This is a genomic window from Amycolatopsis sp. NPDC104863, from assembly GCF_055582965.1.
Genome location: NZ_JBVJOW010000003.1, coordinates 317,954 through 343,218 on the forward strand (window position 1 = coordinate 317,954; position 25,265 = coordinate 343,218).

A 25,265-nucleotide genomic window follows, 5' to 3' on the forward strand; every position below is an offset into this window, starting at 1 on the left:
TGCGCCGAGGGGTATCTCGCGTGCTTGGAGGGGCATCTTGCGTGCGCCGAGGGGTATCTCGCGTGCTTGGAGGGGCATCTTGCGTGCGCCGAGGGGTATCTCGCGTGCTTGGAGGGGCATCTTGCGTGCGCCGAGGGGAGTCTCGCGTGATTGGGGGCGGAACTCGCGTGATCAGGGCCGGATCTCGCGTGACTGGAGACCGAACTCGCGTGCTCAGGGGCGGTTCCCGGCTGGTTTGGCCGGATCTCGCGTGACCCGAGGGGTATCTCGCGTGATCCCAGGGGTATCTCGCTGTGCGTGATCGTCGGCGGGGCGTGAAGAAGGGCGGGAGTTAGGGGGTGACTTGCTGGACCTCGCCCAGTGGGGTGTAAGTGGGGGTGGGCAGGCTGGCTGCCGGGTGGGCTGTGGTCCAGCGGGTGGCCGCCGCTATGTCGTTCTTCAGAGCCGTGATCAAATCCTCCGCCGAGGCGTACGCCTGCTGCTCCCGCAGGTGCGACCCGAGCCACACCACCAGCGTCTCGCCGTACAGGTCGCCCGTGAACTCCAGCAGGTGCGCCTCCAGGAGGCGGTAGCCGTCCGCGCCGTAGTACGTCGGGCGGCGGCCGACCGAGATCGCCGCCGGGATGTGCGTTCCGTCGGCGCGGCGGACCCAGCCCGCCCACACTCCGTCGCCGACCGAGCCGGACTGGTCACTCAGTGCGATGTTCGCCGTGGGGAACCCCAGCTCACGGCCGCGCTGGTCACCCGGCTCGACGGTTCCCCGCACCACGAAGTATTCCGAAGTCACCCCTCCACGTTAGCGGGCGCCCGGCCGGGAGATCAGATCGTGGACAGCACCGTGTCGGCCAGCACCGGCGCGTCGTCCCGCTCGACCGCCGACGTCGTCACCAGCAGCCGGCCGTCCGCGCGCCACACCCGCGTGCGCAGCGTCTCGCCGGGGAACACCACGCCGGCGAACTTCGTCCCGAACGACGCCACCCGCGCCGGGTCGCCGTCCAGGAGCTCGTCGACCAGCACCCGCGCGACGATCCCGTACGTGCACAGCCCGTGCAGGATCGGCCGGTCGAAACCCGCGGCAAGAGCGAACGCCGGGTCCGCGTGCAGCGGGTTCCGGTCGCCGCACAGCCGGTACAGCAACGCCTGCTGGGGCAACGTCGGCGTCTCGAACACGAAGTCCGGCTCGCGCGTGGGCCACTCGAGGCGGTCCGACGGACCCCGTGACCCGCCGAAACCCCCTTCACCCCTGGCGAAGATGCTCGAGCGTGCCGTCCACAGTGGATCGCCGGCTGACGACGTCACCGCGACCTCCTGCACCACCACCGCGGCCTTGCCCTTGTCGTAGACGTCCGCGACGCGCGAGCGGGCCACCGCCTCGCCCGACGTCGGGATCGGCCGGTGCAGGGTGATCTCCTGCTTGCCGTGCAGCACCTTCGCCAGGTCGATCTCGACGCCGGGGAACGACACCGCCGGCGGGTCGAACACCCGCAGGTTGGCCGCGACCGTCGCGAACGTCGGCAGCACCACCAGGTCCTGCTCGTAGGTGAACTGCAGCTCGTCCGGCCCGGCGCCCAGCGCGAGGTGGTACAGCAGCACGTCCGACGACGTCCAGGCGAAGTTCACCTCGCCGATCTCGGCGCCGATGGCGACCGCGGGATCGATGGGCACCCGAAAACTCCTATTCGTAGCTGATCTCGACGTCGTCGGTGACCGGCAGCGACTGGCAGGCCAGCACGATGCCGTCCGCGATGTCCTCGGCGTCCAGGACCTCGTTGTGCAGCATCTTCACCTCACCCGAGACGACCCGGCACGCGCACGCGCTGCATTGTGCCTCGCGGCACGAGTACGGCGCGTCCATCCCCGCGTCCAGCAGGTGGTCGAGCAGCTTCCGCTGCCGCGGCCAGGCCGACGACCGCGTCGAACCGTCCAGCGTCACCGTCAGCGACGCGGGCGCTTCGTCCGATTCCGCGACCGGCTCCTCGGCGACGTCTTCGAACGGGTTCCCGGTCAGCGACGTGAACTTCTCGACGTGGACCCGGTCCCGCGGCACCCCGAGCTGCCCGAGCGCCTCCCGCACGGCGGCCATGAACGGCGCCGGACCACACAGGAAAGCCTCGTGGGACGTATACGCCGTGGCCAGGCCACGCAGCTGCGAGACGTCCGGAAGGCCCTGCACGCTCTCCAGCCAGTGCACCACGACGAGCCGATCGCCGTACCGCTTGGCCAGCGACGCCAGCTCGCCCGCGAAGATCACCGAGCTCTCGTCACGGTTCGCGTAGACCAGCACCACGCGCCCGGAGCCCTGCTCCAGCGCCGTCTTCAGGATCGCCATCACCGGCGTGATGCCGCTGCCGCCGGCGAACAGCAGGAAGTCCTCGTCCACCGACGTCGGGCAGAACACGCCGGCCGGCGCGAGCACGTCGACCTGCATCCCCGGCTTCAAAGACGAGCAGACCCAGCTCGACCCGTACCCGCCGTCGGTCCGCTTGACCGTCACCTGCACGCGGTTCTCGTGCGGCGCGCTGGACAGCGAGTAGCACCGCGCCACCGAGCCGGTCCGGTCGCTGGGGATCCGCAGCGTCAGGAACTGCCCCGCCGTGTAGGAAAAGGCCGAAGCGTGCTCGGGCGGGATCTCGAAGACCACCGACCGCGCGTCCGGCGTCTCGACGACGACGTCGGCGACCGTGAGCGTGTAGACGCGCTCACCCATCGGCCACCGCCAGCGAACCCTCGCGCACCGCGTCGCCGATGCTGTCCGCCAGCTTCGGGCACGTGTCGAGCAGCGCCGACGGCCCGTCCGCGTCGGCGAACACCGGGCAGGTCTCGGCGGGCCGCGAGGTCCACTGGATGCTCGTGTGCTGGATGCTGTTCTTCTTCACCAGCACACACGTCCCGCAGCTGCGGCACTCGTGCGGCCGCAGCCCGCCGGTGAGGAACTCCGTCTGTTCGGCGGTCGTCACACTTCCGCCTCGGTCTTCTGCCGGGCGAGGTTTTCGGCCACCTCCGCCGCCCACGCCTCGTTCGCCTTCGAAGTGTCCACTTCGAACTCGAACCGCCGGGTCATGTCCTCGGTGACGTCGGCGGCGTCGACGTAGAACTGCTGGTACCAGCGGCGAAGCTGGTAGACGGGACCGTCCTCTTCGCACAGCAGCGGGTTGTCGATCTGCGTCTTGTGCTTCCAGATCTCGACGTCCTGCAGGAATCCCGCGCCGATGCCCTTGGCCAGCTTCGCGGCGATCTTGTCCGCGTGCTCGTCGGTCAGCCCGTGCTGCTTCTTGACCTTCATGCCGTACTGCAGCACGAACGACGTCGGCGTCACGGGGTAGTGGCAGTTGATGAGCACGCTCTCGATTTCGTAGCCCTGGAACGAGTTCACCAGCTTGTTGATCATGTAGGACGGTCCGAAGTACGACGCCTCCGACCGCAGCAGGTTGTCCTCACCGCCGTAGTTCGACGCCATGCCCATGTCCGGGCGGCCCTTGGTGTTGAGGTACTGCGTCGCGATGTGGCCCTCGAAGACGTTCTTGAAGTACGTCGGGTAGGCGTAGTGGATGTAGAAGAAGTGCGCCATGTCGACGACGTTGTCGATGATCTCGCGGCAGTTGGAGCCGTCGATGAAGATCGAGTCCCACGTCCAGTTGCTCCACTCGGGACTGTCGGCCGCCTCGATCTTCGGGATCGCCAGCTCCTCGGCCGGCGGGTTGCCCTCGGGGTCGTGCCAGACCATGAGCTGGCCGTTCTGCTCGGACGCCGTCCACGACCGCGTCCGCGCGCGCAGCGGAACCCGCTTGGCGTAGGGGATCGAGACGCACTTGCCCTTGCCGTTCCAGCGCCAGTCGTGGAACGGGCAGGCGACCTCGTCACCCTTGACGCTGCCCTGGGTGAGGTCGCCGCCCATGTGCCGGCAGTAGCCGTCGAGGACGTTCAGCTCGCCCTTCGAATCGGCGAACACGACGAGTTTGGTGCCGAACGCCGTGACCGCGTGCGGTTTCCCGTCGCGGAACCGCTCGGCCAGGCCGAGGCAGTGCCAGCCGCGCGCGAACCGGGTCGGCGGCTCACCGGCGTAGATCGTGCGTACGGACTCCTGCGTCATCGCTCGCCTCCCGTGGTCCCTTGATCTTCGTGCGCCAGCCGCGTCGCCGCAAGGTAGCCGAACACCATGGCCGGGCCGATGGTCGCGCCCGGCCCGGCGTACGTCCGGCCCATCACGGCCGCGCTGACGTTGCCCGCGGCGTACAGCCCGGGCACCACCGAACCGTCTTCACGCAGGACCTGTGCGTGTTCGTCGGTGCGCAGCCCGCCCTTGGTCCCCAGGTCGCCCGGCACGATCTTCACCGCGTAGTAGGGCGCCTTGTCGAGGGGACCGAGGCTCGGGTTCGGCTTGTTGCGCGGGTCGCCGTAGTAGTGGTCGTACTTGCTGAGCCCACGCTGGAAGTCCTCGTCGACGCCGGCGCGCGCGAAGCCGTTGAAGCGCGTGATGGTCGCTTCGAGGGCCGCGGGCGGGACGTCCATCTTCGCGGCCAGGCCGGTCAGCGAGCCCGACTTCACCGCGATCCCGGCCTTGAACCAGCGGCCGGGCAGCGGCTGGCGCGGCCCGATGCCGGTGAACATGTACCGGTCCTTGTAGCGCTGGTCGAAGACCAGCCAGGTGGGGATGTGCTCGCCCGGGCCGTCGCCGGCGCCGTACATCGCGTGCACGGCCTCGACGTAGGGCGCCGACTCGTTGACGAACCGCTCGCCGCGCGCGTCGACCATGACGCAGCGCGGCCGCGAGCGCTCGGCGAGGGCGAACCACGGGCCGCCGGTGAGCGGCAGGGTCGGGCCCCACCAGGCGTCGTCCATCAGGTCGAGCGCGGCGCCGAGCTTGAGGCCGGCGGTGATGCCGTCCCCGGTGTTGGCGGCCGCGCCGACGGTCCACTCGGTGCCGATCGGCGCGCGCTGGTACTTCTCGCGCATCTCGAGGTTCTGCTCGAAGCCGCCGCTGGCGAGGATCACGCCGCGCCGGGCCTCGATGACTCCCTCGGCGGTGACGACCCCGGTGACGCGGTCGCCTTCAACTTGGAGATCGACGAGCGGCGTGTTCAGCCGGACCTCGACGTTCGCCCTGGTCAGGCCCACCCGCAGGCCGGCCGCAAGCGCTTGCCCCATGGCCAGCAGCCGCTGCCCGCGCAGCCGTCCGGCAAGCCATTGGACGCCCAGCGACAGCAGCCGGACGACCCCGCGCGGGTGCCGGGCCAGCAGGCTCAGCCAGCGGTAGTCCGCCTGCGTGATCGGCACGCCGAGCGGGGGAGCGCTGTACGGCGGTTCGAGGTGGGCCAGGTCGTCACCGAGCAGCTTCCCGTCGAAGGCGACCGGCTCGACCGAACGCCCGCCGGAGCGGCCACCCGGGGCTTCGGGGTGGTAGTCGCTGTAGTTCCGGACCCAGCGGAACTTCAACGGCGTGTGGTCGCAGACGAACTTCAGCACCTCGGGGCCGTGCTCGAGGAACGTGTCGCGACGGACGGCCGGGACGACGTCCCCGACGATCGAAGCGAGGTACTCGCGCGCCCGCTCGGGCGGCTCGTCGATCCCGGCGGCGCGCAGCGCGTGGTTCCCGGGCAGCCAGACCCCGCCGCCGGAGCGCGCGGTCGAACCGCCGAAGCAGGGGGCTTTTTCCAGGAGGACCACGCTCAGGCCGGCTTTCGCCGCGGCCAGTGCGGCAGTCATCCCGGCAGCGCCACTGCCGACGACGACAACGTCGAACTGCTCCGTCATGCCACCTCACTTGTAACGTGTTCCACAAGAAGAGTATCCAGTTGAGAGCCGCTTTCGCTCACCATAGACGAGAACGTGTTCCAGTTCTAGGGTGGTGACCATGGACGAACTCGTCGCGGACGTGGTGATCGTGGGGTTCGGGGCGGCCGGCGCCTGCGCCGCCCTGGAGGCGGCCGACGCGGGCGCTGACGTCATTCTCGTCGAACGGTTCGCGGGCGGTGGCGCGAGCGCGGTCAGCGGGGGCGTGGTCTACGCCGGTGGCGGCACCCGCCAGCAGCTCGACGCCGGTGTCGACGACTCCGTCGACGCGATGTACGCCTACCTCCGGCTCGAAGCCGGGGACGTCGTCTCGGAGCAGACGCTGACGCGGTTCTGCGAAGGCAGCCGCGAGATGATCACCTGGCTGGAGGGCAACGGCGTCCCGTTCGAGGGCAGCCTGTGCCCGTACAAGACTTCGTACCCGAGCGACCGGCACTACCTCTACTACTCCGGCAGCGAGGCGGCCGGCGGTTTCCGCGACGCGGCGAAGCCCGCTCCGCGCGGCCACCGCGTCAAAGGCCCCGGGACCTCCGGGAAGATGCTGATGACCCGCCTCAAAGAAGCCGTCGCGAAGCGCGGGGTGCGGGTGCTGACCCAGACCAACGCCCGCGAGCTGGTCCGCGACGACGACGGCCGGGTCACCGGGCTCGTCGTCGCCACGCTCCGCGACGCGCCCGCCGGGGTCCGCGCCCGGCACCGGCGGCTCGCGCAGTACGCGGCCAAGCCCGGCATCTACGTTCCGTCGCTGCGGAAGTCGCTGCACCGCCGGGTCGAACGGATCGAACGCGCGCACGGCCGGGAGCTGCGGATCACCGCCCGGCGCGGGGTCGTGCTCGCCGCGGGCGGGTTCATCGCCGACCGCGAGATGGTGCGCGAACACGCGCCCGCCTACCGCGGCGGGCTCGCGCTCGGCACGTCCGCCGACAACGGCTCGGGCATCCGGATGGGCGTCGAGGCCGGGGGTGCGACCGGCGAGCTGGGCCGGATCTCGGCGTGGCGGTTCGTCACGCCGCCGAGCGCGTTCCTCGGCGGGATCATCGTCGACGCCGAGGGAAACCGGGTCATCGACGAGTCCCGCTACGGCGCCGCCGTCGGGGAGAAGCTCATCGAGGAGCACGGCGCGAAGGGCTGGCTGCTCGTCGACGCGCCGATCGTGGCCGAGGCGCGGCGGGACGGCGGCAAGCAGAGCCAGTGGTTCCAGGGCCTGCAGCTGCGGTACCTGCTGCGGCGCGGCCGGGTCATCGGCACGACCCTCGACGAGGTCGCGAAGAAGGCCGGGATCAACGCCGAGGGCCTGCGCGCGAGCGTCGAGGCCTATCACGGCGCGAAGGACCCGATGGGCAAGCCCGCCGAGTTCGCGCGCCGGCTCGACAACCCGCCGTTCTCGCTCATCGACATCTCCGTGCGGCCCAACCTCGGCTATCCGACGCCGATGCTCACGCTCGGCGGCCTGGTCGTCGACGAGGACACCGGCGCGGTCCGGAGCGCGGCGGGGGAGCCGATCGCCGGGCTGTACGCCGCCGGTCGCACCGCGGTGGGAATCTGTTCCAGGTCGTACGTGAGCGGGCTGTCCCTGGCCGACTGCGTGTTTTCCGGCCGCAGAGCGGGGATCAACAGCGCTCTGGCGCAGGGCGTTCTCGACAAAAACGAGAACGTGTTCTAGTCTTGCCGGAGTGAACGCGAGAGAGGACTGCGCATGAGCGAGCAGGTGATCGCCGGGGTCCGGGACCTCCTGCCGGTCCTGCGGGAACGGGCCCAGGACACCGAGGACGCGCGGAGCGTCCCCGCGGAGTCCGTCAAGGCCCTGCAGGAGACCGGGTTCTTCAAGTTGCTGCAACCGAAGCCGTACGGCGGTTTCGAAGCCGACCCGGTGAGCTTCTACACCGCGGTGAAGCTGATCGCGAGCGCGTGCGGGTCCACCGGCTGGGTCGCCTCCATCCTCGGCGTCCACCCGTGGCACGTGGCGCTGTTCGACGCGCAGGCCCAGCAGGAGGTCTGGGGTGAGGACGAGGACGTGCGGATCTCCTCGTCGTACGCCCCGATGGGCAAGGCCGAGGTCGTCGACGGCGGCTACCGGCTCTCCGGCCGGTGGAGCTTCTCCTCCGGCTGTGACCACTGCACGTGGGTGCTGCTCGGCGGACCCGCCTTCAAGGACGGCAAGCCGGTCGACTTCTGCACTTATCTCCTGCCGATCGCCGACTACTCCATTGTGGACGTCTGGGACACCGTCGGCCTGCGCGGCACCGGGTCGAACGACATCGTCGTCGAGGACGTCTTCATCCCGCAGCACCGCGCGCTGAGCTTCATCGCGACGTCGAAGTGCAAGGTGCCGGGCCAGGCCGTCAACCCCGGGCCGCTGTACCGGCTGCCGTACGGGTCGGTGCACCCGTCCACGATCACCGCGCCGATCATCGGCATGGCGCAGGGCGCCTACGACGCGCACGTGGAGCACCAGCGCAAGCGCGTGCGCGCCGCGTATGCCGGTGAACAGTCCAAAGAGGACCCGTTCGCCAAGGTGCGGATCGCCGAAGCCGCCAGCGAAATCGACGCCGCCTGGCTGCAGCTGACCCGCAACATCGACGAGCTGTACGAGCTGGCCAAGCGCGAGGAACGGCTGCCGAGCGATCTGCGCCTGCGCGTCCGGCGTGACCAGGTGCGTGGCACGGAACGCGCGATCAGCGCGATCGACCGGCTCTTCGAGAACTCCGGCGGCCGCGCGATCCAGCGCGGCACACCGATCCAGCGCTTCTGGCGCGACGCGCACGCCGGCCGGGTCCACGCGGCCAACGACGCCGAGCGCGCGTACGTCATGTTCGGCACCGGCGCCTTCGGGCTCCCCGTCGAGAACGCGATGTACTGATGGCCGCTCCCGAAGGCAAGGACGTCCAGGCGGGCGGTCTCAAGCTCCACTACCACGAGGCCGGCGCCGAACATGCCGAGACGGTGATCCTGCTGCACGGCGGCGGGCCCGGCGCGTCGGCGTGGAGCAACTTCGGGCGCAACCTGCCGGAGTTCGCCAAGCACTACCGGACGATCGCCGTCGACCAGCCCGGCTTCGGGCGCTCCGACAAGCCGGCCGAGCACCCGCAGTACTTCCGCCACAGCGCGGACGCCGTTGTCGGCCTGATGGACGCGTTGGAGATCGAGACCGCGCACTTCGTCGGCAACTCCCTGGGTGGTGGCGCCGCGGTCCGGCTGGCGCTGAACCACGGCAAGCGCGCGGGGCGGCTCGTCCTGATGGGACCGGGCGGGCTGAGCGTGAACGTCTTCGCGCCCGACCCGACCGAGGGGGTCAAGAACCTCGGCAGGTTCGGCGCGAAACCCAGCCGTGAACGCATGGAAGCGTTCCTGCGCATCATGGTCCACGACCAGGCGCTGGTCACCGACGAGCTGGTCGACGAACGCTTCGCCGCGGCGAACACCCCCGAGTCCCTGGCCGCCATGCGCGCGATGGGGATGTCGTTCGCCCGGCCCGAAACGTACGAAGAAGGCATGCTCTGGCGCGAGGCCCACCGCCTGCGGCAGCGCGTGCTGCTGATCTGGGGCCGCGAGGACCGCGTCAACCCGCTCGACGGCGCCCTGCTCGCGCTGAAGACCATCCCGCGCGCGCAGCTGCACGTGTTCGGCGGCTGCGGGCACTGGGCCCAGCTGGAGAAGTTCGACGAGTTCAACCGGCTGGCCCTCGACTTCCTCGGGAGTTCCTGATGGGCATCCGGTCACTGGGCTACCTCCGCATCGAAGCCACCGACATGGCCGCGTGGCGCGAGTACGGGCTCAAGGTGCTCGGCATGGTCGAAGGCAGTGGCACCAACCCCGACGCGCTCTACCTGCGCATGGACGACTTCCCGGCGCGGCTGGTCATCTCACCCGGCTCCGCGGATCGCCTGGCCGTCACCGGCTGGGAGGCGGCGAACGCGGGCGAGCTCGCCGAGATCCGGTCGCGGTTGGACAGTGCGTCCGTGCCGTACAAAGAGGGCACGCCCGAAGAGCTGGTCGACCGGCGCGTCGACGAGCTGATCAGCTTCGACGACCCGTCCGGCAACACCCAGGAGGTGTTCCACGGCGTCGCGCTGCAGCACCGGCGCGTGGTCAGCCCGTACGGCCACAAGTTCGTCACCGGCGAGCAGGGGCTCGGCCATGTGGTTTTGTCCACAAAGGACGACGAGGCGTCGCTGCGGTTCTACCGCGACGTCCTCGGTTTCCGGCTGCGCGACTCGATGCGCCTGCCGCCGCAGATGGTCGGCCGGCCCGCCGACGGGCCGCCCGCGTGGCTGCGGTTCTTCGGCTGCAACCCGCGCCACCACAGCCTGGCGTTCCTGCCGATGCCGACGCCGTCCGGGATCGTGCACCTGATGGTCGAGGTGGAGAACACCGACGACGTCGGCCTGTGCCTCGACCGCGCGATCCGGCGCAAGGTGCCGATGTCGGCCACGCTCGGCCGGCACGTCAACGACCTGATGCTGTCGTTCTACATGAAGACCCCCGGCGGCTTCGACGTCGAGTTCGGCTGTGAGGGCCGTCAGGTCGACGACGACAACTGGATCGCGCGCGAAAGCACCGCGGTTTCCCTGTGGGGGCACGACTTCTCGGTCGGCGCGCGGCCCCCGGGCTCATGACGGCCGCGGCGGTCGACCAGACCGCCTTCCGCAGCGTGCTCGGGCACTTCTGCACGGGCGTCACGGTGGTCACCGGCCGCGACGGCGACACGCTCGCCGGGTTCGCCTGCCAGTCGTTCGCGGCGCTCTCGCTCGACCCGCCGCTGGTGCTGTTCTGCCCGGCGAAGACGTCGCGGACCTGGCCGGTGCTGGCCGCGGTGGGCCGGTTCGCGGTCAACGTGCTGGCCGAGGACCAGCAGGAGGTCAGCGCGGTGTTCGGCGCGCGCGGCCAGGACAAGTTCGCGCGGGTCGGCTGGACCCCCGCGCCGTCCGGGGCGCCGCTGCTCGACGGCGCCCTCACCTGGATCGACTGCAGCCTGGAAGCCGTCCACGAGGCGGGGGACCACTACGTCGTGATCGGCCGGGTGACGGCGCTGGGCACCCCGTCGGACGCGCGGCCGCTGCTGTTCCACCGCGGCCGGTACGCGGTGACCGAGCCGGCCCGGGACGCGCTGTCGGCGCTGATGCCGTGGCCGCGGCCCGACGACTGGCTCTGAACCACTCACGATCCGTGACCGCCGATCGCCGTGGGTTAGCACAAGCGGGTGGTTGTGCAGGGTTTCACAGGTGGGCCGCATCCCATTCGCGAGAGAAAGTCGAGCCCCGGAGCGCACACTGTTACCGAGATGATGTGTTCCCGGGGAGGAGTGTCGCGCATGCGTGGGCCCAGCGGACGGATCGCCCGGTTCCGGCGCCGGTTGCACCCCGGCCGCAACCCCCTGACCAGGCTCGGTGACCGCGTCGAGGCGGCCCTGCTGATGCTGGTCTTCGCCGGCGCGCTGCTGGCCCTGCCGTTCGCGGCCGCCTTCGGCTCAGACACCTACGCCTCGCAGACCGCCCGGGCCGAGCAGGAACGCACCACGCGTCACCCGGCGACAGCGGTTTCGCTCGTCGCGGCCCCCACCCAGACCTACAGCACCGACGGCGCCGGCGCCCCCGCCGACCAGACGACGGTCCAGGCCGCCTGGTTCGACGCGCGCGGCGCCCGCCACACCGGTGACGTCCTGGCCGACGCGGGCAGCCCCGCGGGCACCCACCTCTCGGTGTGGCTGGACCAGCGCGGGCAGCTGACGACCGAGCCGCTCTCGCCGTCGACCTCGGCGGCCGACGGCGTCTTCGCGGCGATCCTGCTCTGGGTCGCGGTCACGGGCGCGCTCGCCGGCCTCTACGGGACCGCCCGCCTCGTCGTGAGCCGCCTGCACTCGGTGGCGTGGGACCGCGCCTGGTCCGAAGCGCGCCACGACAGCCGGTTCTGACCTCTTTCCCCTCCCAGGTCTTGCCACGGGTATCGGGCACGGCTAACGTACAACCACATGGTTGTACTTCAGGAAGAGAGTGAGGAGTCGCTCAACCAGCTCTTCCGCGCCCTGGCCGACGGCACGCGCCGCGACATCCTCGCGCGGTCGATCACGGAAACGCCGTCGGTGTCCGAACTCGCCGCGCGGTACGAAATGAGCTTCGCCGCCGTGCAGAAGCACGTCGCCGTGCTCGAACGCGCGGGCCTGGTCCGGAAACGGGCCACCGGCCGCGAACAACGGGTCTCGACCAGCCGCGAGCGGCTGCAGCGGGCCCGGGAACTGCTGGATTCCTTCGAAGCCCTTTGGCGTCACCGCGTGGCGCGGCTCGACGACATGTTCTCACCGAAAGAAGAATGACGATGCCCGTCACCTCGGTCACCCAGGACCCCGAAAACCTCAGTTTCACGCTCGTCGCCGACTTCCCGGTCCCGAAACAGCGTCTCTGGGAAGCGTTTTCCGACCCGCGTCAGCTGGAACGCTTCTGGGGCCCGCCGTTCGCGCCCGCCACCTTCACCCACCACGACTTCCGGCCCGGCGGCCGCGCCGAGTACTTCCTGTCCGGGCCGGACGGCGAGAAGTGGACCGGCTCGTGGAAGTTCACCGCGGTGGACCCCATCGACTCGTTCGAAGCCGACGACGGCGACGGCGACGAAGACGGCCCGGCCGCGATGAAGTTCGTCTTCGAGACGACGGAAACCGGGTCGCGCATGACCAGTGTGACCCGGTTCGCCGGCCTCGAAGCCCTGGAAAAGGCGTTCCCCGGCATGGAGCAGGGACTCCGTGCCGCGTTGCCCCAGCTCGACGCGCTTCTGGAGGAGCCGGCATGAGAACCCTCAAGATCATCGAACACATCTCGCTCGACGGCGTGATCCAGCATTCCGCCGACGAAAACGGGTTCGCCCACACGAACTGGACGGCGCCGTACCGGACGGCCGAAGGTGGGGCCCAGGTGATGGCCGCCCACGGCGACGAGTTCGACCTGCTGCTCGGCCGCCGCACCTACGACCTGTGGACGACCATGTGGGGCAAGGCGCCGAGCAACCCGATCGGCGACCGCATCAAGGCGGCGAAGAAGTACGTCGCCACCCACCGGCCGGAGAGCCTCAAGTGGGGCCCGGCCGAGGGAGTCGGGTCGGACTTCGTCGAGGGCGTCCGCCGCATCAAGGCACAGGACGGCCCCGGCCTGGTCGTCTCGGGCAGCTCGACGGTGACGACCAAGCTGCTCGAGCACGAGCTCGCGGACGAGGTGGTGCTGATCGTCTACCCGGTGCTGCTGGGCGCGGGCAAGCGGCTGTTCGCCGAAGACGCCCCGCTGCGCTCGTTCGAGCTGTCCGGTTCGACGGCGTTCCCGTCCGGCGTCCTCATGACCACCTACTTCCAGCGGAAGTGAACGAACACCCGGCCGAAGTTGTCCTTGTCCTTCTCGACGCGGTGGTAGAGCGCCTTGACGTCCTTGCGCTCGAGGAACCGCAGGACGTGCTTCTTCAGCTGGCCGGAGCCCTTGCCGGGAATGATCTCGACGAGCGGCGCCTTCTTGGCGACCGCTTCGTCGATGATCGCCTGGAGGGCCCGGTCGATCTCACCGCCGCGGTTGTAGATGTCGTGCAGGTCCAGCTTCAGCTTCACGCGCGCTCCAGTTCTCGCCGGGCCGCCGGTTCCCCGCCCGCCGGTTGCAGCACAGCGTCCGGGTCGGTGAGCATCGCGCGGACCAGCGCCGGCTCGTCGGCGTCGGCGGCGAACTCGAGCAGGTGACGCTCGTGCTCGCCGGTCACAGGGCCTGCCACCAGCCGTCGACTGCCGGGGGTGCCGAGATGTCGATGCGCTCGCCCGGGCGGGGGATCGCCAGCGGGAGGTCCGCCGCCTTCGCCTCGCGCCACACGCGGTCCGCCGGCTCGCCCCACGGGTGCATGGCCAGCTGGAACGTCGCCCAGTGGACCGGGATCAGCAGCTTCGCCCGGACGTCTATGCCCGCCGCGACGCCCTCTTCCGGTGTCATGTGGATGTCCGGCCAGTGCGGGGCGTACGCGCCGATCTGGACCAGGGCGACGTCGAACGGCCCGTGGGCCTCGCCGATCTTCGCGAAGCCGTCGAAGTAGCCGGTGTCGCCGGTGTAGAACACGCGGTGGGCCGGGCCCAGCAGCGCCCACGACGTCCACAGCGTGTGGTCGTTCGTGATGCCGCGGCCGGAGAAGTGCTGGGCCGGCGTCGAGATGAACCGGACGCCCGCGACCGTCGCCTCCTCGTGCCAGTCGAGCTCGATGATCCGGGCGGCCGGCACGTGCCAGCGTTCCAGGTGGGCGCCGACGCCGAGCGGGACCAGGAACGGCGCTTCGGTGCCGGCGACCAGCGTCCGGATCGTCGCCAGGTCCAGGTGGTCGTAGTGGTCGTGCGAAATGACCACCGCGTCGATCCGGCCGAGCCCGGACAGCGGCACCGGCGGCTCGTGCAGCCGCCGCGGGCCGGTGAACGCCGCGGGGGACACCCGGTCGCTCCACACCGGGTCGAGCAGCACGCGGGCGCCGTCCAGCTCCACCAGCGCCGTCGCGTGGCCGTGCCAGGTGACGTGCAGGCCCTCGGCCGACTCGACCGGCGCTGCCTGCACCAGCGGCACCGCGCCGGCCGGTTTGCGCAGCTCGCGGTGCTCGCCGAAGAACATCTCGCGGAAGATGGTGCCGATCGACGCGGCCGTCATCGGGTGGCGCGGGGCCGCGTTGCGGAACACCTTGCCGTCGAACTGGGGTGACCGGCGGACCCGCTCGGCCCGCGCCCCGGCCGCCTTCGCGCCGAACGCCGCCGGCAGGTCCCGGAGCGCCGCGATCGTCTTCCTCATGCCCCGAGTCTACGAACGGTTCCTGAGAGGCGCCCCAGCTTCATGCAGGTGGGTGAGTGCCTGCCGGTACGACTCGACGAGGCTCGTCTCCAGGTACGGGATGCCGAGCTCGGCGCAGTAGGCCTGGACGATCGGCTGCGCCCGCCGCAGGTGCGGTGACGGCATGCTCGGGAACAGGTGGTGCTCGATCTGGTAGTTGAGGCCGCCGAGCGCGACGTCGGTGACGAGCCCGCCGCGGACGTTGCGCGAGGTCAGCACCTGCTTGCGGAGGAAGTCCAGTTCGGAGCGCCCGGTCAGCGTCGGCATGCCCTTGTGGTTGGGCGCGAAGATCGATCCCATGTAGACACCCCACAGTCCTTGGTGGACGGCGAAGAACAGCAGCGCCATGCCGGGGGACAGCACGGTGAGCAACGCGCTGAAGTAGACGACGAAGTGCGTCGCGAGCAACGCGGCTTCGAGCCCGCGGCGGCGCAGGCCCGGCTTGCGGACCGCGCGGACGCCGGACCAGTGCAGGTTCAGCCCTTCGAGCGTCAGCAGCGGGAAGAACAGGAAGGCCTGGTACCGCCCGATGAACCGGGGCACCCCGCGGCTGGCGCGGGCCTGGTCCTTCGACCACACCAGGATGTCCGGGTCGACGTCCGGGTCGAGCTCCTCGTGGTTCGGGTTGGCGTGGTGGCGGGTGTGCTTGTCCATCCACCAGCCGTAGCTCATCCCGATGCCGAGGTTGCCGGCGAGCATCCCGGCGATCTCGGTGGGCCGGCGGCGGCGGAACACCTGCTTGTGCGCGAGGTCGTGGGACAGCAGCGCGATCTGCCCGAACATCACGGCCTGGAACGCGGCGACGGCCAGCTGCCACCACGAGTTCCCGAGGAAGGCGAAGGCGACCCAGCCGGCGGCGAACAGCCCGGTCACGACGGCGATCCGGGCGGTGTAGTAACCGGGACGGCGCTGCATCAGGCCGGCGGCGGAGACGCGCTGGCTCAGCCGGGCGAAGTCGCTGCCGGTGCTGATCTCTGTAGTGGTCACACCCCCGAGTCTTCGGCGTGGGCGGCCGCCGCGGAATCCTGCGCGCCCGAGGCACTTTGCGGGGGCCAGCCCTACCCCCGGTGCTGGTATGCGCCGGGGGCCCGGGCCTCAGCCGACGTACTCCGCGAGGTGCCGCCCGGTCAGCGTCTTCTTCCGCGCCTTCACCAGCTGCGCCGGGGTGCCCTCGAAGACCACCCGGCCGCCGTCGTGGCCCGCGCCCGGGCCGAGGTCGATGATCCAGTCCGCGTGGGCCATCACCGCCTGGTGGTGCTCGATCACGATCACCGACTTGCCCGACTCCACGAGCCGGTCGAGCAGGCCCAGCAGCTGCTCGACGTCGGCCAGGTGCAGGCCGGCCGTCGGCTCGTCGAGGACGTACACCCCGCCCTTCTCCGCCATCCGCGTGGCCAGCTTGATCCGCTGGCGCTCGCCGCCGGACAACGTCGTGAGCGGCTGGCCGAGCGTCAGGTAACCGAGGCCGACGTCGGCCAGGTGCGTCAGGATCTTGTGCGCCGCCGGGGTTTGCGCGTCACCCGCGCCGAAGAACTCCTCGGCCTCGGTCACCGACATCGCGAGCACCTCGCTGATGTCGCGGCCGCCGAAGGTGTACTCCAGCACCTCGGCCGAGAACCGCTTGCCGTCGCAGACCTCGCACGGGTTGGCCGTGCCGGCCATGATCCCGAGGTCGGTGTAGACGACGCCGGCGCCGTTGCAGTTGGGGCACGCGCCTTCGGAGTTCGCGCTGAACAGGGCCGGCTTCACGCCGTTGGCCTTGGCGAACGCCTTGCGGATCGGCTCCAGCAGGCCGGTGTAGGTCGCCGGGTTGCTCCGGCGCGAGCCGCGGATCCCGGTCTGGTCGACCGCCACCACGCCTTCGCGGCCGGCCACCGAGCCGTGGATCAGCGAGCTCTTGCCCGAGCCCGCCACGCCGGTCACGACCACCAGCACCCCGAGCGGGATGTCGACGTCGACGTCCTGCAGGTTGTGCGTCGAAGCGCCGCGCACCTCCAGCACCCCCGACCGCTCCCGCACGGACTCCTTCAGCGACGCGCGGTCGTCCAGGTGCCGTCCGGTCAGCGTCTTGCTCTTGCGCAGACCGTCCACAGTGCCCTCGAAGACGACCTCGCCGCCCTTCGACCCGGCGTGCGGGCCGAGGTCGACGACGTGGTCGGCGATCGCGATCGCCTCGGGCTTGTGCTCGACGACCAGCACCGTGTTGCCCTTGTCGCGCAGCTGCAGCAGCAGGTCGTTCATGCGCTGGATGTCGTGCGGGTGCAGGCCGATCGTCGGCTCGTCGAAGACGTAGGTGACGTCGGTGAGCGACGACCCGAGGTGGCGGATCATCTTGGTGCGCTGGGCTTCCCCGCCCGAGAGCGTCCCGGATGGACGGTCGAGCGAGAGGTACCCCAGCCCGATCTCGACGAACGAGTCGAGGGTGCGCTTCAGCGCGTCCAGCAGCGGCGCGACCGACGGCTCGGCCAGCTTCCCCACCCAGCCGGCCAGGTCGCTGATCTGCATCGCGCAGACGTCGGCGATGCTGATCCCGTCGATCTTCGACGACCGGGCCTCTTCGGACAGCCGCGTCCCGTCGCAGTCCGGGCACGTCGTGAACGTGACGGCCCGCTCGACGAACGCGCGGATGTGCGGCTGCATCGCGTCGACGTCCTTGGCCAGGAAGGACTTCTGGATCGCCGGCACCAGCCCCGAGTACGTCAGGTTGATGCCCTCGACCTTGATCTTGGTCGGCTCCTTGTAGACCAGGTCGTTGAACTGCTTCTTCGTGTACTTCTTGATCGGCTTGTCCGGGTCGAAGAAGCCGGAGCCGCGGAAGATGCGGCCGTACCAGCCCTCCATGCTGTAGCCGGGGATGGTGATCGCGCCCTCGTTGAGGGACTTCTCCTCGTCGAACAGCGCGGTCAGGTCGATGTCGTTGACCTTGCCGCGGCCCTCGCAGCGCGGGCACATGCCGCCGGTGATGCTGAAGCTGCGGCGCTCCTTGATCTGCCGCCCGGCCTTCTCGATGGTGACCGCGCCGGCGCCGCTGATCGACGCGACGTTGAACGAAAACGCCTGCGGTGAGCCGATGTGCGGCTGCCCGAGCCGGCTGAACAGGATGCGCAGCATCGCGTTGGCGTCGGTCGCGGTGCCGACCGTCGAGTGCGAGTTGGCGCCCATCCGCTCCTGGTCGACGATGATCGCGGTGGTGATCCCGTCGAGCACGTCGACGTCGGGCCGGGCCAGCGTCGGCATGAACCCCTGCACGAAGGTGCTGTAGGTCTCGTTGATCAGCCGCTGCGACTCCGCGGCGATCGTGCTGAACACCAGCGAGCTCTTGCCGGAGCCGGAGACCCCGGTGAACACCGTCAGCCGCCGCTTCGGCAGCTCGACGCTCACGTCCTTGAGGTTGTTCACGCGCGCGCCGTGGACGCGGATCAGGTCGTGGCTGTCGGCGCGGTGGGCCGCGGGCTTTCTCGTGGTCATCGTGTCTCCAGGACTCGGTCGGCGGTGAGCGTGCGGAGCGCCCGGGCGGCCCGCTGGTAGGCGTGCGGGGACTGCCCGTAGGCGTCCCGGAAGCGGCGGAGGAGGTCCCCGGTCGTCATGCCCGCGCCGGCGGCGAGCGCCTCGACGTCGACGGTCTGCTCGCGGTCGATGCGGTCACGCACCCGGCGCAGCAGCGTCAGCTCGGCGATGTGCCGCCGGGCGGCGGCGGACAGGCTCAGGCACATGATCGGTCTCCCATCGGTGAACGGCCGAGCACCGCCCGCGCGGCGATCGGGAGCAGCAAGAGCATGAGGACCCGGACAGCTCGACCAGCGGCGCGGCGTCGGTGGAGCACAGCGCCCACAGGCCGATGCTCGCGGCGAGCAGGGGCCGCCGCGGCAGGTTCCGCAGCTGGTCGACCAGGGTCGCCGGCCGCCGCGCGACGACCGGGCGCCGGCGCAGGATCCGCCGGCCGGAGGCCCTCGGCTCGCGCGGCGCGGTCGCGGCCCACCCCGTCCCGGGCACCGACACCAGGACCGCGCCCAGCATGACTGGTGTTCAGGCCGAGCAGGCCGTTGACCGAGATCGCCTTCGGCACGGAGCCCGGCATCGCCACGATGATCATGCCCGTGCCGACGTTCGCCGGCAGGTCACCCGGCAGCGGACCGGCCACCCGCCGGACGTGCCGGACGTGGCGGTGGGACCGGACCTCGGTCAGCGCAGCTCCTGGATGCGGAGCAGGTTGCCGGCGGGGTCGCGGAAGGAGCAGTCGCGGACGCCGTAGGGCTGGTCGACCGGCTCCTGGACGACCTCGGCGTTGCCCGCTTCGAGCTTCGCGAAGAGGGCGTCGAGGTCCTTGGTCGCCAGGTTGATCGAGGCGTAGGTGCCCTTGGCCATCATCTCGGCGATCATGCGGCGCTCTTCGTCGGTGAGGCCGGGCGTCGCCGACGCCGGCGACAGCACGATCGCCGTGTCGGGCTGGTTCGGCGGGCCGACCGTGATCCAGTTCATCTCGCCGTACTTGACGTTCTGGCGGACCTCGAAGCCGAGCAGGTCGCGGTAGAAGGCCAGGGAGGCCTCCGCGTCGGTGTGCGGGAGGAAGCTCGCGTGAATGGTGACGTCCATGGTCGTCACCCTAGGTGGCCGCCGAGGGCCGCGCTTCTCGATTCCTGATCGGTCTGGTGACCTGTTTGGCCACGCACGGCGGCATGCCCACGGTGGCCTCGGCCTGCTGCTCCTTGTAGACGCTCGGCGGCATGCCCACCAGCTCGGCGAACCGCGTGCTGAAGGTGCCCAGCGACGAGAAGCCGACGGTGAAGCAGACCTCCGTGACGCTCAGCTCGCCCGTGCGCAGCAGCGCCATCGCGCGCTCGATCCGCCGTGTCATGAGGTACGAATACGGTGACTCCCCGTAGGCGCGGCGGAACTGCCGGCTGAGGTGCCCGCCGGACATGTTGACCCCGCGCGCGAGGGCCTCGACGTCGAGCGGCTGGGCGTACTCCCGGTCGATCCGGTCGCGGACGCGCCGCAGCAGCGCGAGGTCACGCAGGTACTGCGCCGTGGCGGCGGTGCTGGTCACGCCCCGATCCTGCCATATCGGACGCGCTCACCCGGCCGAGAACGGCCGCAGTTCGACCTTCCGGTCGCAGGCCTTCGACGCCTCGGTGGCGAGCTCGAGCGCCACCGAAGCGTCGGGGACCTCCCAGACCCAGACGCCGGCCAGGTACTCCTTCGACTCCACGAAGGGCCCGTCGCTGACCACGACCGCCCCGCCCCGGTTGTCGACGACCGTGGCCGCGGTGGTGTCCGCGAGCCCGCCCGCGAACACCCAGTAGCCGTCGGCGACCAGGCGTTCGTTGAACGCGCTGATGGCGGGCTCCCGGTCGGTGCGGCCGGGGTCGGTCTTGTCGTCGATCACGGAAACCAGGTATTGCATCCGGAAGTCAGCTCCTCGGCGTCGGGAATGTCAGACCGTTGCATACCGCGGGCGACCGGCCGGCCGGAAGACCTGGGTCGTCACGCCCATCGTGTCGGTCCGCGACTCGACGAGGTCGAGCGCGAGGTCCGGGCCGGCGTCCGGGAACAGCCGCGTGCCCTGGCCGAGCACCACCGGGACCACGAGCAGGGTCAGCTCGTCGACCAGGTCGTGTTCCAGCAGCCACCGGGTGAGCGTGCCGCTGCCGTGCACCTGCAGCTCACCGCCCGGCTTGGCCTTCAGCTCCCGGACGGCGGCCGCGAGGTCGTCGCCGAGCACGGTCGTGCCGTCCCACTCCGGCGTGGTGAGCGTGCCCGAGGCGACGTACTTGGGCGCCGCCTCCAGCGCCACGCCGATCGGGTGGGCGCGCATCTGCTCGACCGAGCCCCAGGACCGGGCGAACAGCTCGTAGGTCCGCCGTCCGAAGAGGAACGCCTCGGCACGCTGGTAGGTGCGCGTGATGAGCTCACGGGTCTCGTCGTCACCCTTGCCCAGGGCCCAGCCGCCGCGCTCGAAGCCGTTCCGGCGGTCCTCCTCCGACGCGCCGCCGTTGCCCTGCACGACTCCGTCGACGGTGATCTGGGTGATGGTCGTCAGCTTCATGGTCGCGGTCCCTCGCCTTCGCGCCGCCCCTCGTGGGTGGCTTCACTCCGGCTACGAACTCCGCCGCCGCGATTCGACACGTCTCCGGAAAATTCTTCGAAGATCTTTCCGGGGAGGCTCAGCGGAGGGCGTCACGGATGGTTTCGCGCAGCCAGCGCTGGGCCGGGTCGGCGTCGAGACGGGCGTGCCAGCAGAGTCGGACGGCCATCTCCGGCAGCGGCGCAGGCACCCGGAACCAGCGCAGGCCCAGCGCCGGCCCGTGCTGCTCGGCCAGCCGCTGCGGCACGAGCCCGACGTAGGGGCTCGACGCCACCAGCAGCATGGCCACGGCGGACGTCGGCACCACCGCCGCCACGTGCCGGGACAGGCCCGCCGCCTCGAGCGCGTCGTCCAGGGGTCCCCGGGCGCGGCCGCGGCGGGACGCCGACACGTGCGGGTGCCGGCACAGCTGCGCCAGCGTCGGGCGCCTGCCCAGGGGGCTGATCCTCCCGGACCAGGCCGACCAGGCGTTCGGTGTACAGCACGGTGGTGCGGATGTCGGGCGCCGTGACGTCGCCGGCGCCGATGTCCAGGTCTACCGAGCCGTCACGCAGGGCTTCGGTGCTTTCGCTGCCTTCGGCGACAAAACGCAGGGTCACGCCGGGAGCGGCCGCCGCCGCGGCTTCGACCGCCGCCGTCGCCAGCGTGGCCGCCACGCCGTCGTTGATGCGGATCGTGAAGGTGCGGTTGAGGTCGGCCAGCGAGAATTCGGTGGTGACCAGGGCGGCCGCCTCGTCCAGCAGCGACCGCACCCGTGGGGCCGTGCGGAGCGCGAACGGCGTCGGCGCCATCCCGCGCCCCGCACGCACCAGGATCGGGTCGCCCATCGCGCGCCGCAGCCGGCCCAGCGCGCGGCTGGCCGCCGGGATCGACAGGTGGAGGCGTTCGGCCGCCGCCGTGACGCTCCCTTCCTGCAGGAGCGCGTCGAACACGCGCAGGAGGTTCAGGTCGAGCTGGTCCGCCATCGTTGCATCTTACGCAAACAGTTCTTGCCAAAGTTGCGTGGCACGCCGCCCCCGGTCGTCCCTACCGTCGGGTGCATGGTCCTCAAGCACCGGGAAACCACCGGACTGCTCACCGTCATGTGCGCCTGCGTCGTGCTCGTCGTCGGGATGGTCGCGGCGATCAACCTCGCCGTCCCGATGCTGGCCGCGAGCGCCCTCCACCCGTCCGCGTCCGCGCTGGTCTGGATCGTCGACACCTACGTGATCGTGTTCGCCTGCCTGGTGATCCCCGGCGGCGCCGCGGGGGACCGGTTCGGCCGCAAGGGTGTCCTGCTGGCCGGGCTCGTGCTGTTCGCGGCGGGCGCGCTCGTCTCCGCGCTGGCGCCGGACGTCGTCGTGCTGCTCGCCGGCCGCGCGCTCACCGGCGTCGGCGCCGCCGCCGTGCTGCCCAACTCGCTCGCCGTGCTGCTGCACGCCGTGGCTGCCGAGCGCAAGTCCGCGACGATCGCCGTCTGGGCGTCGATGACCGGAATCGGCGGGGTGGTCGGCAACGTCGGCGGCGGCCTTGTCCTCACGGCGGGTTCCTGGCGCTGGCTCTTCGCCGCCGCCGTGCCGCTCGCGCTCGCCGCGGCCGCGCTGGTGGCCCGGACCGCGCCGGTGTCCGCCCGCCACGACCGCCGGCTCGACCCGCTCGCCGCGGTGCTGCTCGTCGGCGCGTCGGTCGCGCTGCTGGTCGGGATCGTCCAAGGCCCGGAGGCGGGCTGGGGGAGTGCGCTCGTGGTGACCGGGTTCGCCGGCGCCGCCGTGCTCTTCACCGCCTGGGTGCTCGTCGAGCTGAAGGCCGGGCACCCGCTGCTGGACCCCCGGCTGTTCCGGATCGCGGGCCTGCGCAGCGCCTGCCTCGGGCTGACGGCGATCTTCTTCGGCATGTTCGCGCTGTTCTACGTCAACGCGTCGTTCCTGCAGTACGCCAAGGGGTTCGGCGTGCTGGGGACCGGGCTCGGGATCATCCCGCTGACCGTCCCGATCATCCTCGGCGGCCGCCACGTCGGGCTGCTGACCCGGCGCGTCGGCCTCGACGCGACCGTCGCGCTCGCGTTCGCCTTCGTCGGCGGTGGCCTGCTCGGACTGTCCACAAGCGACGCACAGACGCCGTACGCCGGTTACGCGGCTTGGCTCGTGGTGACCGGGATCGGGGTGACGCTGGCCCTGCCGACGCTGTCCGGGGTCATCGCGGGCGCACTGCCGCCGGCGCAGGCGGGCGTCGGCACCGGCCTGCAGGCCACCACCCGGGAGTTCGGCAGCGCGCTCGGGGTCGCCGTGATCGCCACGGTGATGACCGCGAAGTTCGCCGCCGCGCTCCCGCCGGAAGCACGCGGCGCGCACACGGTGGCGGAAGCATTGGCCAGGACGGGCCACGCGGCCGACGTCGTCGCGGCCTTCACCGCGGGCGCGGACGCCGGGCTGCGGGTGGTCGGAGTGGCTGTGCTCGTCCTCGGCGCGCTGGTCGTGGGGGAAGCGCGGGTCGCCCGGCGGACGAGGTGAAGGCCGTCCCGAGGGTTCCCGTTCCCTGGGGACGGCCTTCGCCGGTGCAACCCCGACCCCGACTTACGACCGTGCCGATCCTTCCGGCGGCATACCCTTCCCCCGGAAGGGCCGGCACGGACGATGCACGCCGCGGCGGCAGGTTCACCGCCGTGACGCTCGACCCCGGACCCCCGCCCGGCGCGGCCGGAAGAAGGCCATCCCGGGGGTGTCGGGTTCCCTCGGGATGGCCCTCTCCTGGCCCGCCGGACGCTCGGCCTGTTCCGGTTTGTCACCGGCACCGGACGCGAGGCGGGCAGGGGGGACGTTTTGCAGTGTCACGTTGGGGACCGGTCACCACACCGCCCAGCCGCGGAGGGGGCGTGGTGACCGGCAAGGGACGGGGACCGCCGCGCGCAGCCCCGCCCCGGCTCTGTTACCTCCCCATCGGGATGGCCATGGTGGGCGGCGCGGCCGCTCCGGGCTGGGCGGCGAACGCCGTGGTCGGCGGGGCCGCCAGCGCGGGGAACGCCGTCGTGGGAATGTTGTTGGCGAACTCGCTCTCGAACTCGCGCTCGAAGGCCTGCTGGTCGAAGCCGCTTTCGAACTCCGTCGGCACCTCGGCCGCCAGCGCGGCGAGCGCCGGCTCGACGACCGGGACCTCGGGGACCTCGGCGACCGGAGCGGGCTCCGGCTCGGGCACGTAGTCGGGCGCGGGCAGTCGCCGGTCGAGCTCGGCCATCCAGTCGAGCATCGCCCGCGGTTTGTCCCACGCCGAGACGCCGACGAGCCGGCCGTCGCGGATGAAGCCGGTGATGCCGTCGGCGAGCGTGACGGTGTCCTCGGCCAGCGACGGCATGCCGCACATCTGCAGCCGCGTGTCGTACAGCGTCGACCACGCCCGGGGGAGCGGGGTGAACGGCACGGCGCTGGAGTGGCCCATCAGCAGGTTGTCCGCCGCGTGCCGGGCCGACTCGACGGCGTTGATCCAGTGCTCGACCCGCCGCGGGGTCTCGTCGAAGCGCAGGTTCGGCCAGCGCGCGATGTCGCCGGCGATGACGACGTCGGACGCGCCCTCGGCGAACAGCTTCGAGTCGCAGAGCACGCCGTCGCTGATGTCGAGGCCGGAGCCGCGCATCCAGTCGACCGACGGGACACTGCCGATGGCGAGCACGACGACACTGGCGACCAGCAGCTGGTTGTTCGTCAGGTGCAGCCCGACGGTGTCCTTCGTGCTGATCCAGTGCCGCACTTCGCTCTTCATCGCGAGCTTCGCCCGGTGCTCGTGGTGCGCCTCGACGACGCCGCTCGAGACGCGGTCGCCGAAGCGGTGCAGCGGGGCCTTGGCGTGCCCGACGAGCGTGACGTCGCGGCCGATGTGCCGCATGCTCGCGGCGAACTCGTTGCCGATCAGGCCGGCGCCGATCACGACCGCCGGCTTCTTGCTGGCGTGCAGGCAGCGCCGCACGGCCATCGAGTCCTCGACCGTGCGCAGGATCCGCACGCGCGGGTCGTGCCGCGGCGACCCGGGCAGGTGCCGCGGGTAGACGCCGGTCGCGGCGATCAGGCCGTCGTACCAGAGGGACTCCCCGCCGGGCAGGTGCACGACCCGCTCGGTGGTGTCCAGGTGCGTGACGCGGGCGCCGAGGCGCCAGTGCACGTCGAGGTCCGGCAGGTAGTGCGACAGGCCCACGTCGCTGGGCCGTTCGGTCCCCATCACGAGGGCCTTGGACACCATCGGGCGGTGGTAGGGGCGCCGGGCCTCGTCGCCGATGAGCACGATCTCACCGTCGAAGTTCTGTTCCCGCAGGCGTTCCGCGGCACGCAGCCCGGCGACGCCGGCGCCGACGATGACGATCCGGTCGCCGTCAGCCATCGAGGTCCCCTCTCATCACGACCGCCTGCATCGGGCAGCAGCGGGCCGCCATCTTCGCCTGTTCGATCGTGGTTTCGTCCAGCAGCCGCGTGTGGAAGCGCAGCCGGCCGTCCTGGCCGAGGTCGAACACATCCGGCGCCTCCATGGCGCAGATGCCGTAGAGCTCGCACCGGTCGTTGTCGACGCTGATCCGGGGCCCGCCACCGGGCAAACGGAAGGGCATG

General features: G+C 71.1%; 28 protein-coding genes and 1 pseudogene. 10 read left to right on the forward strand and 19 right to left on the reverse strand.

The features are described 5' to 3' along the window. Window positions 1–331: 331 nt before the first annotated feature. The 6 genes from ACZ63J_RS18125 to kstD are packed head-to-tail and all read right to left on the reverse strand — an operon-like array spanning window position 332 to window position 5,751. Window positions 332–787, reverse strand: coding sequence for a riboflavin kinase (locus ACZ63J_RS18125; RefSeq protein ID WP_465403296.1), 456 nt, complete (start codon window positions 785–787; stop codon window positions 332–334). Window positions 788–819: 32 nt separating this feature from the next. Beyond that, window positions 820–1,665, reverse strand: coding sequence for a MaoC/PaaZ C-terminal domain-containing protein (locus tag ACZ63J_RS18130; RefSeq protein WP_465403298.1), 846 nt, complete (start codon window positions 1,663–1,665; stop codon window positions 820–822). 10 nt (window positions 1,666–1,675) lie between these two features. After that, on the reverse strand, window positions 1,676–2,707 hold the full coding sequence (locus ACZ63J_RS18135; RefSeq protein ID WP_465403300.1) for a 2Fe-2S iron-sulfur cluster-binding protein: 1,032 nt from the start codon (window positions 2,705–2,707) through the stop codon (window positions 1,676–1,678). After that, window positions 2,700–2,957 (reverse strand): hypothetical protein, encoded by a 258-nt coding sequence (locus ACZ63J_RS18140; protein WP_439378339.1) that lies wholly within the window; start codon window positions 2,955–2,957, stop codon window positions 2,700–2,702. Before ACZ63J_RS18140 ends, ACZ63J_RS18135 begins: the two co-directional genes overlap by 8 nt. Then, window positions 2,954–4,090: a Rieske 2Fe-2S domain-containing protein gene (locus ACZ63J_RS18145; protein ID WP_465403301.1), complete on the reverse strand. Its 1,137-nt coding sequence runs from the start codon at window positions 4,088–4,090 to the stop codon at window positions 2,954–2,956. Before ACZ63J_RS18145 ends, ACZ63J_RS18140 begins: the two co-directional genes overlap by 4 nt. Beyond that, the gene (gene kstD / locus ACZ63J_RS18150; RefSeq protein ID WP_465403302.1) at window positions 4,087–5,751 is read right to left on the reverse strand and encodes a 3-oxosteroid 1-dehydrogenase; all 1,665 of its coding nucleotides are present in this window, start codon (window positions 5,749–5,751) and stop codon (window positions 4,087–4,089) included. Before kstD ends, ACZ63J_RS18145 begins: the two co-directional genes overlap by 4 nt. A 100-nt stretch (window positions 5,752–5,851) precedes the next feature. On the opposite strand from kstD, the gene ACZ63J_RS18155 reads away from it, so the two are divergent. The 9 genes from ACZ63J_RS18155 to ACZ63J_RS18195 all read left to right on the forward strand — a co-directional run bounded on the left by ACZ63J_RS18155 (window position 5,852) and on the right by ACZ63J_RS18195 (window position 13,133). Beyond that, window positions 5,852–7,453, forward strand: coding sequence for an FAD-binding protein (locus ACZ63J_RS18155; protein WP_465403303.1), 1,602 nt, complete (start codon window positions 5,852–5,854; stop codon window positions 7,451–7,453). A 33-nt stretch (window positions 7,454–7,486) separates the two neighbouring features. Then, window positions 7,487–8,650 (forward strand): 3-hydroxy-9,10-secoandrosta-1,3,5(10)-triene-9,17-dione monooxygenase oxygenase subunit, encoded by a 1,164-nt coding sequence (gene hsaA / locus ACZ63J_RS18160; protein ID WP_465337966.1) that lies wholly within the window; start codon window positions 7,487–7,489, stop codon window positions 8,648–8,650. Next, window positions 8,650–9,495, forward strand: coding sequence for a 4,5:9,10-diseco-3-hydroxy-5,9,17-trioxoandrosta-1(10),2-diene-4-oate hydrolase (gene hsaD, locus ACZ63J_RS18165; RefSeq protein WP_465403305.1), 846 nt, complete (start codon window positions 8,650–8,652; stop codon window positions 9,493–9,495). The genes hsaA and hsaD overlap by 1 nt, the downstream gene beginning before the upstream one ends. Beyond that, complete coding sequence (gene hsaC / locus ACZ63J_RS18170) at window positions 9,495–10,406, forward strand: iron-dependent extradiol dioxygenase HsaC (protein ID WP_465403307.1); 912 nt, start codon at window positions 9,495–9,497, stop codon at window positions 10,404–10,406. The genes hsaD and hsaC overlap by 1 nt, the downstream gene beginning before the upstream one ends. Next, a complete protein-coding gene (hsaB, locus tag ACZ63J_RS18175) occupies window positions 10,403–10,942 on the forward strand; it encodes a 3-hydroxy-9,10-secoandrosta-1,3,5(10)-triene-9,17-dione monooxygenase reductase subunit (protein ID WP_465403309.1) in 540 nt (179 codons plus the stop codon). Before hsaC ends, hsaB begins: the two co-directional genes overlap by 4 nt. A gap of 159 nt (window positions 10,943–11,101) precedes the next feature. Further along, entirely contained in the window at window positions 11,102–11,701 is a 600-nt protein-coding gene (locus ACZ63J_RS18180; protein ID WP_465337962.1) for an Rv1733c family protein, read from the forward strand. Between the two features lie 57 nt (window positions 11,702–11,758). Continuing rightward, window positions 11,759–12,100 carry an ArsR/SmtB family transcription factor gene (locus ACZ63J_RS18185; protein ID WP_465307553.1) on the forward strand — a complete coding sequence of 114 codons (342 nt, stop codon included), beginning with the start codon at window positions 11,759–11,761 and terminating at the stop codon, window positions 12,098–12,100. Window positions 12,101–12,102: 2 nt separating this feature from the next. Then, complete coding sequence (locus tag ACZ63J_RS18190) at window positions 12,103–12,570, forward strand: SRPBCC family protein (RefSeq protein WP_465337960.1); 468 nt, start codon at window positions 12,103–12,105, stop codon at window positions 12,568–12,570. Then, entirely contained in the window at window positions 12,567–13,133 is a 567-nt protein-coding gene (locus ACZ63J_RS18195; RefSeq protein ID WP_465403311.1) for a dihydrofolate reductase family protein, read from the forward strand. Before ACZ63J_RS18190 ends, ACZ63J_RS18195 begins: the two co-directional genes overlap by 4 nt. Here the strand turns inward: ACZ63J_RS18195 and ACZ63J_RS18200 are convergent. The 11 genes and pseudogenes from ACZ63J_RS18200 to ACZ63J_RS18250 all read right to left on the reverse strand — a co-directional run bounded on the left by ACZ63J_RS18200 (window position 13,115) and on the right by ACZ63J_RS18250 (window position 21,662). Next, a complete protein-coding gene (locus ACZ63J_RS18200) occupies window positions 13,115–13,369 on the reverse strand; it encodes a Smr/MutS family protein (protein WP_465337958.1) in 255 nt (84 codons plus the stop codon). The two genes, ACZ63J_RS18195 and ACZ63J_RS18200, sit on opposite strands and share 19 nt — an antisense overlap. Next, on the reverse strand, window positions 13,366–13,515 hold the full coding sequence (locus ACZ63J_RS18205; protein WP_465403313.1) for a hypothetical protein: 150 nt from the start codon (window positions 13,513–13,515) through the stop codon (window positions 13,366–13,368). The genes ACZ63J_RS18200 and ACZ63J_RS18205 overlap by 4 nt, the downstream gene beginning before the upstream one ends. Further along, window positions 13,512–14,573 (reverse strand): MBL fold metallo-hydrolase, encoded by a 1,062-nt coding sequence (locus ACZ63J_RS18210; RefSeq protein WP_465403315.1) that lies wholly within the window; start codon window positions 14,571–14,573, stop codon window positions 13,512–13,514. Before ACZ63J_RS18210 ends, ACZ63J_RS18205 begins: the two co-directional genes overlap by 4 nt. 9 nt (window positions 14,574–14,582) lie before the next feature. Beyond that, window positions 14,583–15,599 carry a fatty acid desaturase family protein gene (locus ACZ63J_RS18215; protein WP_465403317.1) on the reverse strand — a complete coding sequence of 339 codons (1,017 nt, stop codon included), beginning with the start codon at window positions 15,597–15,599 and terminating at the stop codon, window positions 14,583–14,585. Between the two features lie 108 nt (window positions 15,600–15,707). Beyond that, window positions 15,708–18,080, reverse strand: coding sequence for an ATP-binding cassette domain-containing protein (locus ACZ63J_RS18220; protein WP_465307540.1), 2,373 nt, complete (start codon window positions 18,078–18,080; stop codon window positions 15,708–15,710). Further along, the gene (locus tag ACZ63J_RS18225) at window positions 18,077–18,325 is read right to left on the reverse strand and encodes an AraC family transcriptional regulator (RefSeq protein WP_465403319.1); all 249 of its coding nucleotides are present in this window, start codon (window positions 18,323–18,325) and stop codon (window positions 18,077–18,079) included. The genes ACZ63J_RS18220 and ACZ63J_RS18225 overlap by 4 nt, the downstream gene beginning before the upstream one ends. A 469-nt stretch (window positions 18,326–18,794) precedes the next feature. Then, entirely contained in the window at window positions 18,795–19,205 is a 411-nt protein-coding gene (locus ACZ63J_RS18230; RefSeq protein WP_465307534.1) for a VOC family protein, read from the reverse strand. A gap of 10 nt (window positions 19,206–19,215) precedes the next feature. Continuing rightward, complete coding sequence (locus ACZ63J_RS18235) at window positions 19,216–19,659, reverse strand: helix-turn-helix transcriptional regulator (protein WP_465337952.1); 444 nt, start codon at window positions 19,657–19,659, stop codon at window positions 19,216–19,218. A 27-nt stretch (window positions 19,660–19,686) separates the two neighbouring features. After that, entirely contained in the window at window positions 19,687–20,016 is a 330-nt protein-coding gene (locus ACZ63J_RS18240; RefSeq protein ID WP_465337951.1) for a YciI family protein, read from the reverse strand. Between the two features lie 30 nt (window positions 20,017–20,046). Then, window positions 20,047–20,658 carry a dihydrofolate reductase family protein gene (locus ACZ63J_RS18245; RefSeq protein WP_465403321.1) on the reverse strand — a complete coding sequence of 204 codons (612 nt, stop codon included), beginning with the start codon at window positions 20,656–20,658 and terminating at the stop codon, window positions 20,047–20,049. A gap of 118 nt (window positions 20,659–20,776) precedes the next feature. Continuing rightward, a pseudogene (locus ACZ63J_RS18250) lies at window positions 20,777–21,662 on the reverse strand (LysR family transcriptional regulator). A gap of 117 nt (window positions 21,663–21,779) precedes the next feature. On the opposite strand from ACZ63J_RS18250, the gene ACZ63J_RS18255 reads away from it, so the two are divergent. Continuing rightward, a complete protein-coding gene (locus ACZ63J_RS18255) occupies window positions 21,780–23,186 on the forward strand; it encodes an MFS transporter (protein ID WP_465403400.1) in 1,407 nt (468 codons plus the stop codon). A gap of 415 nt (window positions 23,187–23,601) precedes the next feature. On the opposite strand, the gene ACZ63J_RS18260 is transcribed toward ACZ63J_RS18255, so the two are convergent. Next, window positions 23,602–25,041, reverse strand: coding sequence for an NAD(P)/FAD-dependent oxidoreductase (locus ACZ63J_RS18260; RefSeq protein WP_465307524.1), 1,440 nt, complete (start codon window positions 25,039–25,041; stop codon window positions 23,602–23,604). Then, window positions 25,034–25,264: a ferredoxin gene (locus ACZ63J_RS18265; RefSeq protein WP_013224408.1), complete on the reverse strand. Its 231-nt coding sequence runs from the start codon at window positions 25,262–25,264 to the stop codon at window positions 25,034–25,036. The genes ACZ63J_RS18260 and ACZ63J_RS18265 overlap by 8 nt, the downstream gene beginning before the upstream one ends. Window position 25,265: the final 1 nt, after the last annotated feature.

Coding starts and splice junctions, on each gene's coding strand:
- ACZ63J_RS18135 (WP_465403300.1), bottom strand. CDS start 2,707: ATGGGTGAGCGCGTCTACACGCTCACGGTCGCCGACGTCGTCGTCGAG.
- ACZ63J_RS18145 (WP_465403301.1), bottom strand. CDS start 4,090: ATGACGCAGGAGTCCGTACGCACGATCTACGCCGGTGAGCCGCCGACC.
- kstD (WP_465403302.1), bottom strand. CDS start 5,751: ATGACGGAGCAGTTCGACGTTGTCGTCGTCGGCAGTGGCGCTGCCGGG.
- ACZ63J_RS18155 (WP_465403303.1), top strand. CDS start 5,852: ATGGACGAACTCGTCGCGGACGTGGTGATCGTGGGGTTCGGGGCGGCC.
- hsaA (WP_465337966.1), top strand. CDS start 7,487: ATGAGCGAGCAGGTGATCGCCGGGGTCCGGGACCTCCTGCCGGTCCTG.
- hsaD (WP_465403305.1), top strand. CDS start 8,650: ATGGCCGCTCCCGAAGGCAAGGACGTCCAGGCGGGCGGTCTCAAGCTC.
- hsaC (WP_465403307.1), top strand. CDS start 9,495: ATGGGCATCCGGTCACTGGGCTACCTCCGCATCGAAGCCACCGACATG.
- hsaB (WP_465403309.1), top strand. CDS start 10,403: ATGACGGCCGCGGCGGTCGACCAGACCGCCTTCCGCAGCGTGCTCGGG.
- ACZ63J_RS18180 (WP_465337962.1), top strand. CDS start 11,102: ATGCGTGGGCCCAGCGGACGGATCGCCCGGTTCCGGCGCCGGTTGCAC.
- ACZ63J_RS18185 (WP_465307553.1), top strand. CDS start 11,759: ATGGTTGTACTTCAGGAAGAGAGTGAGGAGTCGCTCAACCAGCTCTTC.
- ACZ63J_RS18190 (WP_465337960.1), top strand. CDS start 12,103: ATGCCCGTCACCTCGGTCACCCAGGACCCCGAAAACCTCAGTTTCACG.
- ACZ63J_RS18195 (WP_465403311.1), top strand. CDS start 12,567: ATGAGAACCCTCAAGATCATCGAACACATCTCGCTCGACGGCGTGATC.
- ACZ63J_RS18210 (WP_465403315.1), bottom strand. CDS start 14,573: ATGAGGAAGACGATCGCGGCGCTCCGGGACCTGCCGGCGGCGTTCGGC.
- ACZ63J_RS18220 (WP_465307540.1), bottom strand. CDS start 18,080: ATGACCACGAGAAAGCCCGCGGCCCACCGCGCCGACAGCCACGACCTG.
- ACZ63J_RS18225 (WP_465403319.1), bottom strand. CDS start 18,325: ATGTGCCTGAGCCTGTCCGCCGCCGCCCGGCGGCACATCGCCGAGCTG.
- ACZ63J_RS18230 (WP_465307534.1), bottom strand. CDS start 19,205: ATGGACGTCACCATTCACGCGAGCTTCCTCCCGCACACCGACGCGGAG.
- ACZ63J_RS18240 (WP_465337951.1), bottom strand. CDS start 20,016: ATGCAATACCTGGTTTCCGTGATCGACGACAAGACCGACCCCGGCCGC.
- ACZ63J_RS18245 (WP_465403321.1), bottom strand. CDS start 20,658: ATGAAGCTGACGACCATCACCCAGATCACCGTCGACGGAGTCGTGCAG.
- ACZ63J_RS18255 (WP_465403400.1), top strand. CDS start 21,780: ATGTGCGCCTGCGTCGTGCTCGTCGTCGGGATGGTCGCGGCGATCAAC.
- ACZ63J_RS18260 (WP_465307524.1), bottom strand. CDS start 25,041: ATGGCTGACGGCGACCGGATCGTCATCGTCGGCGCCGGCGTCGCCGGG.
- ACZ63J_RS18265 (WP_013224408.1), bottom strand. CDS start 25,264: ATGCCCTTCCGTTTGCCCGGTGGCGGGCCCCGGATCAGCGTCGACAAC.